4 protein-coding genes are annotated in these 18170 nt (G+C 70.4%); 1 reads left to right on the top strand and 3 read right to left on the bottom strand.

Features of this window, described 5'->3' with window-relative positions; all coding sequences use genetic code 11:
• Window positions 1–191 precede the first annotated feature (191 nt).
• From ACP6CK_RS16765 to ACP6CK_RS16755, 3 genes are read right to left on the bottom strand one after another with little or no spacing between them, the layout of a single operon-like run.
• The gene (locus tag ACP6CK_RS16765) at window positions 192–1244 is read right to left on the bottom strand and encodes an ABC transporter ATP-binding protein (RefSeq protein WP_426954440.1); all 1053 of its coding nucleotides are present in this window, start codon (window positions 1242–1244) and stop codon (window positions 192–194) included.
• On the bottom strand, window positions 1241–2989 hold the full coding sequence (locus tag ACP6CK_RS16760; RefSeq protein WP_426954439.1) for an ABC transporter permease: 1749 nt from the start codon (window positions 2987–2989) through the stop codon (window positions 1241–1243). The genes ACP6CK_RS16765 and ACP6CK_RS16760 overlap by 4 nt, the downstream gene beginning before the upstream one ends.
• 5 nt (window positions 2990–2994) lie before the next feature.
• Window positions 2995–4344: an ABC transporter substrate-binding protein gene (locus ACP6CK_RS16755; RefSeq protein ID WP_426954438.1), complete on the bottom strand. Its 1350-nt coding sequence runs from the start codon at window positions 4342–4344 to the stop codon at window positions 2995–2997.
• A 595-nt stretch (window positions 4345–4939) separates the two neighbouring features.
• On the opposite strand from ACP6CK_RS16755, the gene ACP6CK_RS16750 reads away from it, so the two are divergent.
• The gene (locus ACP6CK_RS16750; protein WP_426954437.1) at window positions 4940–17917 is read left to right on the top strand and encodes an SdrD B-like domain-containing protein; all 12978 of its coding nucleotides are present in this window, start codon (window positions 4940–4942) and stop codon (window positions 17915–17917) included.
• Window positions 17918–18170: the final 253 nt, after the last annotated feature.

The raw sequence follows: 18170 nt of genomic DNA, 5'->3' as shown, positions 1-18170 counted from the left end.
ATCCGGAACAGGCCCCTGATCAGGCGCCCGATCTGGCGACGGACGAACTTCTGGCCCTGGAAGCCGACGCGGGCGACCAGGGACCCATCCACCGCCGGCCACGACCTGGCGCGGAGCGATGCTCTGGCGCTTCTCCGCTCGACCGGCTGGGGCGCGAGCAAGGGCGAGCCCTGCCGGACGATCCGGGAGCGTCAGCTCCGCAGCAGGATGACCTGTGCCGGATCGATCAGCACGCCGACGGGAGCACCCGGGGGCAGGGGATCGGTCCCGCGGCGGTGAGGCTCCTCCGCCACGAGGCGCAGGTGATCGCCGGCCGCGAGGGTGTAGCGGACATGGGCGCCGAGGAACTCGGCGCGCAGGACTCGGGCCGGCAGGGCCTGGGCACCCGGATCGCGCAGCAGCTCTAGGCCCTGCGGGCGGAGGGCGAGCGTGGCCGGGCCCGGAGCGCTGCCGGCCGGCACGGGCAGGCTGGCGCCTGCCGTTCGGAACCGCCCGTCGACGACACTGCCCTCGAACAGGTTGGCCGTGCCGAGGAAGTTCGCGACGAAGCGGCTGGCCGGCCGGTCGTAGAGCTCCGTCGGCGCGCCGACCTGCAGGACGCGCCCGCCCTCCAGCACCGCCATGCGCTCGGCCGCGGCGTTCGCCTCCTCCTGGTCATGCGTCACCAGGATGGTCGTCAGGCCCAGGCGGCGCTGCAACTCCACCAGCTCGGTCCGGACGCCGGCGCGCAGACCGGCATCGAGGTTCGAGAGGGGTTCGTCCAACAGCAGCACCTCCGGCTCGATCGCCAGCGTCCGGGCGATGGCCACCCGCTGCTGCTGCCCGCCCGAGAGCTGCGCCGGCCGCCGATCCATCAGGTGGGTCAGGCCGACGAGATCCAGCGCCGCGCGGACGCGTCGCTCCCGCTCCGCGCGCGGGACGCGGCGGCGTTCGAGCCCGAAGGCGACGTTCTGCGCCACCGTCATGTGGGGCCAGAGGGCGTAGTTCTGGAACACCAGCCCGACATTGCGCTTCCAGGGCGGCTCCCGCGTGGCGTCGCGGCCGCCGATCAGGATGCGGCCGGAATCCGGCGCGCCGAAGCCCGCCACCAGCCGCAGCAGCGTGGTCTTGCCGCTGCCCGAGGGGCCGAGGAAGGCGAAGAACTCGCCCTTCGCGATCGACAGGGACACGTCCTGCAGGACCGGCGTGGTGCCGTAGCCGAAGGAGACGTTCTCGATCTCCACCCCGGCCGCGTGGATCGTCATGCCCCTGTTCCCCCAGCCCGCATGCGCCGGCTCCGTTCCCGTTCGGCGATGCGGTTGGCGGCGAAGGTGCAGACCGCCACCGTCGCCACCGCGATCACGCCCAGAGCCGCGCCCGGCCCCCGTCCCGCCGAGCTCTGCATGTAGACGTAGATGCCGTAGGACAGCGGGGCTTCCACGTCCCGCGTGGCGAGGACGAGCGTGGCCGAAAGCTCCACCGCCGCGGTCGCGAAGCTCGTGACGAAGGCGGCGGCGAGGCCACCGGCCATCAGGGGCAGGATGATGCGCGTCAGGGTGACCGCCTTGCCCGCGCCGAGGTTCTCCGCCGCCTCCTCCAGGCTGCGGTGCAGCTGTTGCAGGGCTGCCGTCGCGGCGCGCAGGGCGTAAGGCAGGCGCCGAACGGCGTAGACGATCGTCAGCATGATCCAGGAGGTGGCGAGCGACGTCCCGTCCGGCAGGTGGACGTCGAAATAGGTCCGCAGGACGCCGATGCCGAGCACCAGCCCCGGCACCGCCAGCGCCGACATGGCCAGCAGGTCCAGCAGCTTCCGCCCCGGCAGCCGCGTGCGCAGCACGAGCCAGGCGATGACCACGCCCAGCACCACGTCGATGGCACCGGCCAGGCCACAATAGAGCAGCGTGTTCGTGAGGAACTGCGGCGTTTCCCGCAGGACCGTGGCGTAGTGCGCCAGCGTGTAGCCGTCCGGCAGCGGGTCGAAGGACCAGATGGTGGCGAACGAGAGCAGCAGGATGCCGATATGGGGCGCCAGCACGAGCAGCAGCACGGGCACGACGAAGCACCAGGCCAGCACGCGTCCCCCCGGCGACATGGGCCGGCGCGCCAGCCCGCCGCCGCCCCGTTGCTGGGTGGCGAAGTCCCGTCCCCGCAACAGCAGGGCGGAACCGGCCATGGCCGCGACCGACACGGCGACGAGGACCACGCTGATGACATAGCCCATCGGGTCGCCCAGCCCGACCGAGGTGACGCGCAGATAGGCCTGGGGCGCGAGCATGTTCGTCACGTTCAGCAGCAGCGGCGTCGCGAGGTCGTCGAAGACCTTCACGAAAACCAGCGAGGCGCCGGCCACGTAGCCCGGCAGCGCCAGCGGCAGCACGATCTTGCGCAGCAGGGTGAAGCCCTTCGCGCCGAGGTTCTGCCCGGCCTCCTCCATCGAGACGTCGATGTTCGAGAGAGAGGCGGTCAGGTTCATCAGGATGAAAGGAAAGTAGTGCAGGGCCTCGACGAAGATGACGCCGTTCAGCCCTTCCATCAGGGGCAGGCGGATGTCGAACAGGTCCATCAGCAGCAGGTTGACCGTGCCGTTGCGGCCGAAGACGAGCTGCATGGCCACCGCGCCGACGAAGGGCGGCATCACCAGGGGCAGCACGCCGAGCGTGCCGATCAGCGCCGCGCCGGGAAAGCGGAAACGCGCCAGGATCACCGCCAGCGGCACGGCGATGAGCGAGGCCACGACGACGCTCATGGCCGCGACATAGAGGCTGTTGCCGAAGCTCTCGATCATCAGCCCGGTGCGGAAGAAATCGGCGAAGTGAACCAGAGTCAGGCCGCCCCCCGGGGCCGCGAAGGCGGCGGCGAAGACGCGGACGACCGGAACGACGAGGAAGGCGATGAGGAAGGCCGCGACGAGCAGCGCCGCAAGGACCTGCCCCGCCGAGGCCTCGGTCCGCAGGCGCGCGCGCCAGCCGCGCCGAAGGGCGGGCGTGGCCGGAAGCGTCGTGGCGGACAAGACGCTCAGCGGGCCCGCTGGGCCCGCTCGGCGAGCGACTTCGCCTCGGCGTAGGCGGCCAGGGCGGCGCGGTCCCACTCCTCCTCGTACTGCGCCTGGCGCTGGGCGGCCGGGCGCTCGCGGCTCGTGGCCTGGAAGGCGCCGGTCACGGCCGGGTCCTTGGACTGGGTCTCCGTCACCGGCACGGCGGTCAGGCGCTGCCGGGCCTGGGCGACGAGCTGGCGGCCCTCGGCATTGTCGCGGCGGGCCAGCGCGGCCTCCGCGGCGTGGACGGCCTTCCAGGCCTCGGTCAGCTCGCGCAGGCGGAAGGTGATCAGCCGGTCGAAGAGGGAGTTCAGGAGTTCGTAGCGTCCCTCCGACAGGTCGGAATCGAAGGCGACGCGGGCGCCGAGGTTGCGGTCCTGGAAGGGGTTGGGGAAGCCAGCCGGCGCTCTGGCATAGCTCTCGGCGCGCACGGGAAGGCGCATCACCTTCGGGTCCAGCAACACCTCCTGCCCCTCCGGCGAGAGGAGGAACTGGATGAAGGCGCGCGCGGCGTTCGGGGCGCGGGCCCCTTCGATCATGGCGATGCTGGCGGGGACGAGGGTGGTGACGGAGGGATAGACGAACTCCACCGGGAAGCCGGACGCCTTGGCCGAGAGGCCGAAGAAGTCGATGACGATGCCGATCCCGTACTGGCCGCTGTTCACCGCGTCCGGCACGCCGAAGCTGCGGTCCGAGACCTGGGCGAAGTTGCCCGCGATCTCCATCAGCTGCGCCCAGCCCGGGCCCCAGCCCTCACCCTGCAGGATCGTCTCCACCGTCAGGTGGGTGGTGCCGGAGCGGCTGGGCGAGCTGATGCCGACATGGCCCTGATAGGCCGGGTTCTTCAGGTCCGCCCATTCCCGCGGGATGGGCAGCCGGTTCGCGCGCATGTAGCGCGTGTTGTACATGATGCCGTAGCCCGAGACGGCGAAGCCGAAGTAGTGGCCCGCCGGATCATGGGTGGGCTGCGCGCCCACGCGCTCCGGGATTCCGGTGGTGTCGATGTTCGGCTTCGCCAGGAGCTGGGCCTGCTTCAGGACCTCGAAGGCATCGGGCGCGCTGGCCCAGAAGAGGTCGGGCGGGCTGCTCCGCGTTTCCCGGATGAAGGCGACGGCAGCGGTGGTGCTGCGGTTCTGCACCTCCAGCTTCGTGCCGGGGAAGCGGCGCTCGAAGGCCTGCTGGAACGGGGTCGTCACGTCGCGCGAGAAGCTGGTGATGACCGTCACGCGGGGCTCGAGCGCCTGGGCGGTGGCGCCGCGCGGGCCGAAGGGGAGGGCAACGCCGAGGCCGGTCGCGAGAACCGAACGGCGGGATGCTTCACGGCCTCGCATGGGTCTTCCCTCCACTCGCCGCACCTTGAATCGGGCGTGGCGTTCGGAAGGGTCTGCAATAAACGCCTTGTAATCTCAAGCGCCCCACCTTCCGGTCGGGCCGGGCGGGATGGTGCAGGACGTCGCGTGTCGCGGGAGGATCCGGCCTGCCGCGGTTCCGGACGTGCCCGGAGCGGCGCCGTGCCGCACGGCTCACGCTGTGGCTCGCCTTCCGCCCGGGCGCTGCGTCCGGTCCGGCGCCGGCCCAAGGGCGGCTGCTTCAGCCGCAGCGCTGCGACGCTCGCCGGCTCGGCGTGAACGCTGTGGCCGCCAGCCGGCGGGCATCGTGGATGATCGGGCGGCCATGCAGACGCGCGCTCACTCCAAGTCCACCGAGATGTTTGTCTGGAAATCGCTCTGGTTCCAGCCTTTCGGGACAGCCTTTCAAGGGGCCTTCTTCGCTGAGTTTAACGTGTCCTAACGACTCAACAACAAAACTGACGTGTAAAGCGTTCAAACACTCGTGAAAAGTTAATCTCTCCCATTTCCAGCAACTCAGGGTAGAAAATTTGGTTAACGCCCGCACCTGCGGGACGCAACGGTCGGGAAAACGAGCATGGCCTACGGCAACCGTGTCACCGGCACCGTCTTCCTGGACCAGGACGCGGACGGGCTCCGGGAAAGCACGGATGTCGGGCTGAGCGGCATCACCGTCCGGCTCGTGAACAGCCTCGGGCTGGTGTATGCGACCACGACCACCGCGGCCGACGGGACCTACAGCTTCTCCGAGATCCTGCCGGGAACCTACCGGGTCCAGGTCGTGGCCCCGACCGGCGACGACTTCTCCCCTGTCGGGACGAGCACGACCACGCCGAACAGCGTGGTCTCCTCCACCGGTTCTTCGCCGAACTTCTCGGTCGCACTGAACACCACCGTGTCGAACCAGAATGCCGGCCTCTATGAGCCGGTGTCCGTACGCGGGACCGCCTTCACCGATCTGGACAATGACGGCGTCGTCGATACGGGCGAGAGCGTGCGCGCCGGGGTGACGGTGCGGCTGCTCAACGCCGGCGGCACGGTCGTCTCCACCACCACCACGGCAACGAACGGGACCTACAGCTTCACGGACTTGGCGCCGGGCACCTATTCCGTGCAGTTCGTGGCGCCGTCCGGCGCGGTCTTCTCGCCCCGCGGCACCAACACCGCGCCCCAGCCGGTGGGAGGGTCGATCACGGCCCAGAACAACCTGCTGACGAACGGGAGCTTCGAGACGACGGCGACCGGGGGGCGTCCGGGCTATGCCGGCTGGACGGTCAGCGGCAACACCACCTCCACGCCGTATGGCAGCGGCCCCGGCCAGGGGCCGGAGCAGGCGCTGACCGATGGCAAGACCGCCTTCGCGACCAGCGGCAGCAGCACCAACAACTACTCCGGCGTCGTCGCGCCCGATGACGCCAACCCCTATTATGCGGGCGGATCCGGGACCCACGCGGCCTTCTTCGTGGATGACGGCGCCATCGAGACCATTTCCCAGTCGGTGAACCTGACCACGGGCCAGGTCTACGAGGTCGGCTTCGACGTGTATCAGGCCCTGCCGGGATCCGGGAATGCGGGGGCCTTCACGCTGACGGCGCGGATCGGCAGCCAGACCCTCCTGATCGGCGGGTCCAACACGGGCACGATCATCGCTGCCGGCGACTGGACGCATTTCGCGTCCATCTTCACCGCCCAGACGACGGGCACCGTCACCTTCTCCCTCACCTACCAGACAGCGTCCGGCGCGGCGAAGGACGTGCTGGTGGACAACGTCTACGTCACCGCGGGCCAGACGACGCGGGACCTGACGACAAGCTCGCAGGTGGAGACGAACGGTCAGACCTCCAGCTTCACGCTGACCTCGGGCCAGAGCATCGGCAACCAGAGCGCGGGGCTGTACTTTCCCCCGGCCACCATCACCGGCAACGTCTTCATCGATGCCAACGCCGACGGCAGCAAGGCGGCCAGCGATGCCGGCCTCTCCGGCCAGACGGTGCGCCTGCTCAGCGGCAGCACGGTCGTCGCGACCACCACGACCGATTCCTCCGGCAACTATACCTTCGGGAATCTCACGGCCGGGACCTACACCGTGCAGGTGGTCGCCGCGAGCGGCAGCACCTTCTCGCCCTCCGGCAGCAGCGGCTCGCTGCCCAACAGCTCGGTCGGCAGCACGGGGACGGCGAGCGTCACGGTGGCGAATGGCGCAACCGCCACGGTCAATGCGGGCGAATACGCACCGGCCACCATCAGTGGCGTCGCCTTCACTGATGCGAATGGCGACGGCATCCAGGGCAGCGGCGACAGCATCATCGCCGGTCAGACGGTCCAGTTGCTGAACGCGGCCGGGACGGTGGTCGCGACCACCACCACCGGGACGACCGGCGCCTACAGCTTCACGGGCATCGTCCCGGGCTCTTATCAGGTGCAGTTCGTGGCCGCGGCCGGCACCAGCTTCACGGGCCAGGACCAGGGCAGCAACGACGCGGTCGACAGCGACGTGAACACGGCGGGCCGCAGCGCCGTGGTCACGGTCACCTCGGGCCAGACCGTCGCCAACCTCTCCGCCGGCAGCTACACGCCGATCAGCATCAGCGGCACCGCCTTCACCGATACGAATGGCGACGGCGTGCGGGGCGCCGGCGAGGGGACCGTGGCCGGCGTGACGGCGCAGCTGCTGAACGCCGCGGGCACCGTAGTGGCCACGACCACCACGAATTCAAGCGGGGCTTACAGCTTCACCGGTGTGGCGCCGGGCACCTATTCCGTGCAGTTCACCGCGCCCAATGGCACCGTCTTCACGGCCCAGGACCAGGGCACGAACGACGCGGTGGACAGCGATGTGAATCCCACCACGGGCCGCACCGGCTCGATCGTCCTCACCTCCGGCGGGGCCGCCACGAATGTGGCCGCCGGCCTCTACACGCCGGCGACGGTGAGCGGCGTCGTCTTCACTGACGCGAATGCGGACGGCATCCAGGGAGGCGCCGATGCCGGCCGGACCGGCGTCACGGTCCAACTGCTGAACGCGGCCGGGGCCGTCGTGGCCACCACGACGAGCGGCACGGGCGGTGCGTACAGCTTCACCGGTGTGGCGCCGGGCACTTATCAGGTGCAGTTCGTGTCCCCCACCGGCACGGTGTTCAGCCCTCAGGACCAGGGCAGCAACGACGCGGTGGACAGCGACGCGAACGTCACCACCGGCCGCACCGCCAGCTTCACCGTCGCCTCCGGTGGCAGCGTAACCAACCTCTCGGCGGGTATCTATGCGCCGGTGAGCGTCAGCGGCACAGCCTTCACCGACGCGAATGGCGACGGCATCCAGGGGACGGGCGAGGCGGGCATCGCCGGCCAGACCGTGCAGTTGCTGAACAGCGCCGGCACGGTGGTCGCGACGACCACCACCGGCACGGGGGGCACCTACAGCTTCACCGGCGTCGTTCCCGGCACCTATCAGGTGCAGTTCACCGCGGCGACGGGCACCCGCTTCACCGCGCAGGACCAGGGCGGCGACGACGCGGTGGACAGCGACGTGAACGCCACCGGGCGCACGGCCGCGATCACCCTCACCTCTGGGCAGGCGGCCACGAACGTCTCGGCGGGCAGCTACACGCCGGTGTCGCTCAGCGGCCAAGCGTTCGTGGACACGAACGGGGACGGCATCCGGGGGAGCGGGGAGGCGGGCACGGCGGGGGTGGCCGTGCAGCTGCTGGACAGCGCGGGGGCGGTGGTCGCGACCACCACCACCGGCACGGGCGGGGCGTACAGCTTCACCGGTGTCGCGCCCGGGAGCTACCGGGTGCAGTTCACCGCGCCCACCGGCACCGCCTTCACGTCCCAGGACGTGGGCACGAACGACGCGGTCGACAGCGACGTCAATCCCGCCACCGGCCGCACCGGGCTGGTCACCCTCACCTCCGGCGGCAGCGTGGCCAACCTCTCGGCCGGCGTGTTCACGCCGGTGAGCGTCAGCGGCACGGCCTTCGTGGATGCGAACGGCGACGGCGTCCAGGGCAGCGGCGAGACGGGCACCGCCGGGCAGACGGTGCAGCTGCTGAACAGCGCGGGGGCGGTGGTTGCGACCACCACCACCGGCACGGGCGGGGCGTACAGCTTCACCGGCGTCGCGCCGGGCACCTACCAGGTGCAGTTCGCGGCGGCCTCCGGCGCCGTGTTCACGGCCCAGGACGCGGGCGGCAACGACGCGGTGGACAGCGACGTGAACGCCACCGGGCGCACCGCCGCCTTCACCCTCGCCTCCGGCCAGGCGGCCGCGAACATCTCGGCCGGCAGCTACACGCCCGGAACCCTCAGCGGCCTCGCCTTCACCGACACCAACGGCGACGGCATCCGCAACACCGGCGAGGCCGGGCCAGCCGGCCAGACCGTCCAGCTGCTGAACAGCGCCGGCGATATCGTCGCCACGACGACGACAGGGAGTGGCGGGGCGTACAGCTTCACCGGCGTCGCACCCGGCACCTACCGGGTGCAGTTCACCGCCCCCACGGGCACGGTGTTCACGGCGCAGGACCAGGGCACGGACGACGCGGTGGACAGCGACGCCGGCGCCAACGGGCGCACCGCGTCGGTCACGCTGAGCTCCGGCGGAACCGTGTCCAACCTGGACGCCGGGACCTACACGCCGGTGAGCGTCAACGGCATCGCCTTCACCGACGCGAACGGGGACGGTATTCAGGGCACCGGCGAGACGGGCCTGGCCGGACAGACCGTGCAACTGCTGAATGGCGCGGGCACGGTGGTCGCGACCACCACCACCGGCACGGGCGGGGCCTACAGCTTCACGGGGGTCGCCCCGGGCACTTATCAGGTCCAGTTCAGCGCCCCGTCGGGCACCAGCTTCACGGCGCAGGATCAGGGCGGCAACGACGCCGTCGACAGCGACGTCGGGGCCACGGGCCGTAGCGCCGCCTTCACCCTCGCATCCGGCCAGACTGCCGCCAATCTGTCGGCCGGCCTCTTCACCCCGGCCACGATCTCCGGTGTGGCCTTCACCGACACGAATGGCGACGGCATCCAGGGCGCGGCGGAGAGCGGCCAGGCCGGCGTGGCGGTCCGCCTGCTGAGCACGGACGGCACGGTGGTGGCGACGACCACCACCGGCACGGGAGGCGCTTACAGCTTCACCGGCGTCACCCCGGGCAGCTATCAGGTGCAGTTCGTCGCCCCCACCGGCACCGCCTTCACGGCCCAGGATGTGGGCGCGAATGATGCGGTGGACAGCGATGCCAACCCCACCACGGGCCGCACCGGCGTCCTCACCGTCGCCTCCGGGCAGGCCACGGCCAATGTCTCGGCCGGCCTCTTCGTGCCGGGCAGCGCGAGCGGCTTCGTCTTCTCCGACAGCGATGGAAACGGGGTCCGGGATAGCGGCGATCCCGCGGTGGCCGGCGCCACGGTGCGGCTGCTCAACGGCGATGGAACGCTTGTCGCGACCACGACCACGGGCAGCGACGGAGGCTACAACTTCGCCAACCTGACGCCGGGCCAGTACCAGGTCCAGTTCGTCGCCCCGAACGGCACGGTCTTCACGGCGCAGGACCAGGGCAGCAACGACGCGATCGACAGCGACGCGAACGCCGCCACCGGGCGGACCGCGCTGTTCACCCTCGCCTCGGGGCAGGATGTCACCGACCTCGCCGCGGGCGTCTTCACCCCGGCTGCCACCGGCACGGGGAACGTGTTCTTCGTGGACGCCAACGGCAACGGCATTCGTGATGCCGGGGAGGGCGGCGTGGCCGGCGCCACGGTCCGGCTGCTGAACGGCGCGGGCGCGGTGGTCTCGACCACGACCACCGATCCCGACGGGATCTACAGTTTCGCGGGTGTGGCGCCAGGAACCTACTACGTGCAGTTCGTCGCGCCGGGCGGCACCGTCTTCACCGCGCGGGACCAGGGGTCGAACGAGGCGCTGGACAGCGACGTCAACCCGGCGAACGGGCTCAGCGGCAGCGTCGTCGTCTCCTCTGGCGGCACCATCTCCAATGTGGGCGCCGGAATCTACACGCCGGTCACGGTCAGCGGCCTGCTCTTCACCGATGCGGACGGGGACGGCCTCCGGAGCAGCGGCGAGGCCGGGATCGCGGGTCAGACCGTGCGGCTGCTGAACGCGTCCGGAACGGTCGTCGCGACCACCACCACGGGCACGGGCGGGGCCTACAGCTTCACCGGCCAGCCGCCGGGCGGGTACCAGGTCCAGTTCGTCGCGCCCAACGGCACCGTCTTCACGGCCCAGGACCAGGGCAACTCCGACGACAACGACAGCGACGCCAATCCCGCGACCGGCCGGACCGGGCTCATCACCCTTGCCTCGGGGCAGGCCCAGGCGAATGTTTCCGCGGGGGTCTATGCGCCGGTCAGCCTCAGCGGTGTGGCCTTCACCGATACGGACGGCGACGGCATCCAGGGCAGCGGCGAGACGGGCACCGCCGGGCAGACGGTGCAGCTGCTGAACAGCGCGGGGGCGGTGGTCGCGACCACCACGACCGGCACGGGCGGGGCGTACAGCTTCACCGGCATCGCGCCGGGCACGTATCAGGTGCAGTTCGCCGCGGCTGCGGGAACGGTCTTCACGCGGCAGGATGTCGGCACGAATGACGCGGTGGACAGCGACGTGGCGCCGACCACCGGCCGCACGGCGCCCATCACCCTCGCCTCCGGCCAGGCCGCGACCAATATCTCGGCGGGCAGCTACACGCCGGTGACGCTCGGCGGCACCGTGTTCGCCGACACCAATGGGGACGGCATCCGCGGCACCGGCGAGGCCGGGATCGCCGGGCAGGCTGTGCAGCTGCTGAACGCGGCCGGCACGGTGGTCGCGACCACGACGACCGACGCGGATGGGGCCTACAACTTCGCCGGCATCGCGCCAGGGTCCTATCAGATCGGCTTCGTGGCGCCCGGCGGCACCGTCTTCACCGCGCAGGACCAGGGGGCGAACGACGCGATCGACAGCGACGCCAACCCCACCACCGGCCGCGCCGGCCCGATCATCCTGTCCTCCGGCGGGAGCGCGGCCAATGTCTCGGCCGGCATCTTCACCGCGACGACCATCAGCGGCACCGCCTTCACCGACGCGAATGGCGACGGCATCCAGGGCAGTTCCGAGGTGGGCACAGCCGGCCAGACCGTGCAGCTGCTGAACAGCGCGGGCACGGTGGTCGCGACCACCACCACGGACAGCGACGGCACCTATCGCTTCGCCGGCGTGACGCCGGGGACCTATCAGGTTCAGTTCGCGTCCCCGGCCGGCACCAGCTTCACCGCCCAGGATCAGGGCGGCGATGATTCGGTGGATAGCGATGTCAACGGGACCGGGCGTACCGGGCCGATCACGCTGACCTCCGGCCAGGCGGCCGCGAACGTTTCCGCGGGCACCTATACCCCCGCCCGGGTCAGCGGGCTTCTGTTCACCGACCTGAACGGCGATGGCATCCGCGCCACGGGCGAGGCGGGCATCGCCGGCCAGACCGTGCAGTTGCTGAACAGCGCCGGCACGGTGGTCGCGACGACCACCACGGCGTCCAACGGCACCTACAGCTTCGGCAGCGTCACGCCGGGGCAGTACCAAGTGCAGTTCACCGCGCCGGATGGCACGGTCTTCAGCCCCCAGGATCAGGGCGGCAACGATGCGGTGGACAGCGATGCGAATGCCACCGGGCGCACGGCGCTGCTGACGCTGACCTCCGGCCAGAACCTGGCCAATGTGTCCGCCGGCGCCTATGCGCCGACCGGCATCAGCGGCCAAGCGTTCGTGGACACGAACGGGGACGGCATCCGGGGGAGCGGGGAGGCGGGCACGGCGGGGGTGGCCGTGCAGCTGCTGGACAGCGCGGGGGCGGTGGTCGCGACCACCACCACCGGCACGGGCGGGGCGTACAGCTTCACCGGTGTCGCGCCCGGGAGCTACCGGGTGCAGTTCACCGCGCCCACCGGCACCGCCTTCACGTCCCAGGACGTGGGCACGAACGACGCGGTCGACAGCGACGTCAATCCCGCCACCGGCCGCACCGGGCTGGTCACCCTCACCTCCGGCGGCAGCGTGGCCAACCTCTCGGCCGGCGTGTTCACGCCGGTGAGCGTCAGCGGCACGGCCTTCGTGGATGCGAACGGCGACGGCGTCCAGGGCAGCGGCGAGACGGGCACCGCCGGGCAGACGGTGCAGCTGCTGAACAGCGCGGGGGCGGTGGTTGCGACCACCACCACCGGCACGGGCGGGGCGTACAGCTTCACCGGCGTCGCGCCGGGCACCTACCAGGTGCAGTTCGCGGCGGCCTCCGGCGCCGTGTTCACGGCCCAGGACGCGGGCGGCAACGACGCGGTGGACAGCGACGTGAACGCCACCGGGCGCACCGCCGCCTTCACCCTCGCCTCCGGCCAGGCGGCCGCGAACATCTCGGCCGGCAGCTACACGCCCGGAACCCTCAGCGGCCTCGCCTTCACCGACACCAACGGCGACGGCATCCGCAACACCGGCGAGGCCGGCCTCGGGGGCGTCTCGGTGCGGCTTCTGGACGCCAGCGGCGCCGTCGTGGCCACCACGACGAGCGCGAGCTCCGGGACCTACAGCTTCCGGAACGTCGCGCCCGGCCAGTACCAGGTGCAGTTCGTCGCACCCGATGGCACGGTCTTCACCGCCCAGAACCAGGGCGCGAACGACGTGACGGACAGCGAGCCCGATCCGACCACGGGCCGCACGGGGCTGATCACCGTCACCTCCGGCCAGACGGCCGGCAACATCTCCTCCGGCTTCTACACCCCGGTGAGCGTCAGCGGGACGGCCTTCGTCGACACGAATGGCGACGGCATCCAGGGCACGGGCGAGACGGGGGCGGCGGGCGTGACGGTGCAGCTGCTCAACAGCAGCGGCGCCGTAATCGCGACCTCCACCACCGACACGAACGGCGCCTACCGCTTCACGGGAATCGCACCGGGCACCTACTCGACCCAATTCGTCGCACCCCGCGGGACGGTCTTCACCGCCCAGGACCAGGGGACGAACGACGCGACGGATAGTGACGTCAACCCGACCACCGGCCGGAGCGCCGCCTTCACTCTGGCATCCGGCGGGAATGTCACGGATCTCTCGGCCGGCCTCTTCACCGCCGCCCGGGTCAGCGGGTTCGCCTTCACCGACACGGATGGCGACGGGATCCGCGACAGCGGCGAGCCCGGGACCCCCGGCGTCACCGTGCGCCTGATCAACGCGGCCGGCACGGTGGTCGCGACCACCACCACCGGGGCCGACGGCACCTACAGCTTCGCGGACGTCGACCCCGGCACCTATCGGGCCCAGTTCGTCGCGCCCAATGGCACCGTGTTCAGCGCGCGGGACCAGGGCACCAACGACGCCCGGGACAGCGAGGTGGATGCCAACGGCCTGAGCAGCAGCTTCACGGTCGCGTCCGGCGGCAGCGTGACCAACCTGTCCGCCGGCACCTACAGGCTGGCGAACGTGAGCGGGGTCGCTTTCACCGACACCAACGGCGACGGCATCCAGGGGGCGGGCGAGGCCGGCACGGCGGGCGTGGCGGTCCAGCTGGTGACCACCAGCGGAACGGTGGTCGCCACCACCACGACCGGCGCGTCGGGCGCCTACAGCTTCGCCGACGTGGCGCCCGGCAACTACCAGATCCGCTTCACGGCACCTTCCGGCACGGTCTTCACCGCGCGTGACCAGGGTGGCGACGACGCGCTCGACAGCGATGTCGCGAGCAACGGGCGGACCGGGACCATCAGCCTCACCTCCGGACAGTCCCTGGGCTATGTCTCGGCCGGAACCTATACGCCGGGGCGGATCGGCGGCACGGGGGGTGTCGTCTTCGCGGATACCGATGCCGACGGCATCCGGGAGGCCTCGGAGCCCGGCATCGCCGGCGCCACCGTGCGCCTGCTCGACGTGAACGGGAACCTCGTCGCGACCGCCACCACGGCCAGCAACGGAAGCTACAGCTTCACGGGCGTGGCCCCGGGCACCTATCAGCTGGAGTTCGTCGCGCCCAACGGGACGCTCCTGACCGCGCAGGATCGGGGCGACAACGACACGGTGGACAGCGACGCCGACCAGCTCAACGGCCGCACGGCCCTCTTCGAGGTCGTGTCGGGCCAGGTGGTCAGTGGCATCGCGGCCGGCGTCTTCAGCCCGGCCACGACAGGCGAGGGCAATATTGTCTTCGCCGACACGAACGGGAATGGCATCCGCGACAGCGGGGAGGGCGGTGTCGCGGGGGTCACGGTCCGGCTGGTGAACAATGTCGGCGACACCGTCGCCACCACCACCACGACCGCGGATGGCACCTACAGCTTCGACTCCTTCACCCCGGGCCAGTACCAGGTCGAGTTCACGGCGCCCGATGGCACGGTGTTCACGGCCGCCCACCAGGGCAGCAACAACGCGGTGGACAGCGACGCCGACCCGACCACGGGCCGCAGCGACACGTTGAATGTGCTCTCCGGCAGCACCATCGCGAATGTCGGGGCCGGCATCTATGTCCCGGTCAGCTTCAGCGGCGAAGCCTTCTCCGATGTCAACGGCAATGGCCTGCATGATGACGGTGAGGCCGGGCTGGCGGGGGTGACGGTGCGGCTGGTGGACCGGTCGGGCGCGATCGTTTCCTCGACAACGACCGGGGCCGCGGGCGCCTACAGCTTCGCCGGTGTGGCGCCGGGCATCTACCAGGTGGAGTTCGTCGCGCCGACGGGGGCGCAGTTCACCGGGCAGAACCGGGGCGGCGACGATGACCGGGACAGCGACGTCAACGTCACCACGGGGCGCACCAGCTCCATCACGCTCGCCTCGGGCGGGATCGCCGACCATCTCGCCGCCGGCTTCGTCACCTCGACCAGCATCGACCGCTCGGGCAGCATCGTCTTCAACGATCTGAACGGTAACGGCATCCGCGATGCCGGCGAAGCCGGGGTCGCCGACGTCACCGTGCGCCTGCTGAACGCGGCCGGGGACCGCGTGGCCACAACAACGACCAACAGCGGCGGCACCTACGCCTTCAGCAACATCCTGCCCGGCCAGTACCGGATCGAGGTGGTCGCTCCGTCCGGCACCGCCTTCACCCAGGAAGATCAGGGAGGCGACGACACGCGGGACAGCGATGTCGACCCCAGCACCGGCCGCTCCGATCTCTTCACGGTCACCTCCGACTCGTCCGTCTACAACGTGGCGGCAGGGCTCTACACGCCGACCACGATCATCCGGACCGGCAGCATCGTGTTTGATGACCGGAACGCCAACGGCATCCGCGACGCCGGGGAGGCCGGCATCGCCAACGTCACCGTGCGCCTGCTGGATGCCGATGGCAGCGTCGTGGCCACAACTGTAACGAACAGCGGTGGGACCTACACCTTCACGGGCCTTCAGCCCGGCCAGTACCGGATCGCAGTCGACGCCCCCACGGGAAGGCTGTTCAGCCCGCAGAACCAGGGGGGCGACGATGCCCGCGACAGCGACATCAATCCCGCCACGGGCCTCTCCGACCTGTTCACCGTCTCCCCGGGAACCAGCGTCTACAATGTCGCCGCGGGCGTCTTTGTCCCCGCATCCGTGTCGGGCTCCGGCAACATCGTCTTCAACGACGTGAACGGCAACGGCATCCGCGACGCGGGGGAGACCGGCTTGGCCGGGGTCAGCGTGCGCCTTCTCGATGCGAGCGGCGCGGTCGTCGCGAGCACCACGACGGGCACGGGCGGCACCTACGGCTTCGACGGCATCCGGCCTGGCGAGTACCGGGTGCAGTTCGTCGCGCCGTCCGGAACCGGCTTCAGCAGCCAGGACCAGGGCGCCAACGACGCGCGGGACAGCGACGCCAACCCGGGCACCGGCATCACCGATGCCTTCACCCTTACCGCCGGCCAGGCGCTGAACGATGTCGGCGCCGCGATCTATACGCCGGTCACCCTCAGCCGGACGGGCAGCATCGTCTTCAACGACCTGAACAACAACGGCATCCGCGATGCCGGAGAGGCCGGCATCGCCGACGTCGTCGTGCGGCTGCTGGACGCCAGCGGTGGCCTCGTGGCCACCACCACGACCAACAGCGGCGGCACCTACAGCTTCGTGAAGGTGCAGCCCGGCCAGTACCGGATCGAGGTCGTCGCGCCGGCGGACACCCTGTTCAGCGCGCAGAACCAGGGCGCGGACGACACGCGCGACAGCGACGTCGACCCGACGAGCGGGCGTTCCGATCTCTTCACGATCACCTCCGACACGACGATCTACAACGTCGCGGCCGGCCTCTACACGCCGCCGGACACGGAAGTGGGCGGTGACGTCTGGCTGGACGTGAACGGCAATGGCGTCCGCGACGCGCGCGAGCCGTTGCTGGCGGGCGTCGAGGTCCGCCTGCTGAGTGCGGACGGTGTCCCGCTCGGGCCGACGACGGTCACGGATACCTCGGGACATTACAGCTTCACCGGCCTGGATGATGGGATCTATCGGGTCCAGTTCGCGCCGCTGATCGGCACCGCGTTCACGGCCCAGGACCGGGGAACCAACGAGGCGCTGGACAGCGATGCTGCGCCGGATACCGGTATCTCGAGCCTTCTCGTGCAGATCACCGACGGGGTCGTCGACCTGCGCAGCGGGGCCGGCCTCGTGCTCGCGCTGAGCCAGACGCCGGCGGGTTCGACGGTGATCAACCTGGGCGACGGGAATGACGGATACCCGGGCAACGACCAGCCCGAGATCGTCCGCGGCAATGGAGGCAACGACAACATCAATGGCCTGGGCGGGAATGATACCTCCTACGGGGACGACGGAAGCGACGCGCTGAACGGGCATGACGGGAACGACTACCTCGACGGCGGCCGCGGCGATGACAACGTCCAGGGTCAGGCCGGGAACGACGTGATCCTTGGCGGAGACGGCAACGACATCGGCGAGGGTGGTTCCGGCAACGATACCCTGATGTCCGGTGCCGGCGACGACAACATGCAGGGCGAGCTGGGCGACGACTCTCTCTTCGGGGGAGACGGCGACGATCTGCTGACCGGCAACGAGGGCAACGACGTCGTCGTTGGCGGGGACGGTTCGGACTCTCTCCAGGGGGCGGATGGCCTGGATCTCGTGATCGGCGGCCGTGATGCCGGGCGCATGCAGCTCGACGCGGAGGGCCATGTTACGGGCGTGGGCGTCGGTGACGTGCTGGAAGGCAACGCCGGGGCGGACCGCTTCATCTGGCAGGCCGGCGACGGCGTCGACCTCCTGCTGGACTTCAATCCGAACGAGGGCGACACGCTGACCATCTACGGCTACAGCGGGTTCAGCGTGATCGAGCGCACGCCGGAAGGTCGCATGGCCCTGTATCTCGGGCCCAATGCCGGGTTCATCCTTAATAACGATACCTTCCAGGGCGCCACCACCGGGAGCGTGCTGCCGGGTGTCGAGTTCATCGCCTCGAATGCCGACGCGCCGAGGGGCATCGTTAACGGAAACCAGATCGTGCCCGTTCTGGTGGAGAACTGGATCTCGGAGTTCCTGGGTAACGGTCCCATCAACGTCTCCCAGGGCTTCCCGCCCGATCAGGTGCTGTGATCGGCTCAGCGCCTTCGGTCCGGCGCTGAGCGACAGACCCTCGGTGCACCGCTACTGTCTGGGGTCTTCTCCGTACGGAAGCCGCCTGGTGCCTGCACTTGGTGGCGCAGGCACCGAGCGCGAGGCATCGATACGGCGGGGATGTTGGCGGTAGTTCCGACGGCGGCCGACGCCCGTGCTGGGGTGCAGGGAGTGATCACCGGGTCACTCCACCCTGTGTTGCTGCCCATCCCGCCCTGACCCGGCGATCTTC

The sequence above is a fragment of the Muricoccus radiodurans genome (genome assembly GCF_050154705.1).
Taxonomy (GTDB): Bacteria; Pseudomonadota; Alphaproteobacteria; order Acetobacterales; family Acetobacteraceae; genus Roseomonas; species Roseomonas radiodurans.
Note: the sequence above shows the minus strand (reverse complement) of the source record. Positions and strands in the feature narration are given on the sequence as shown.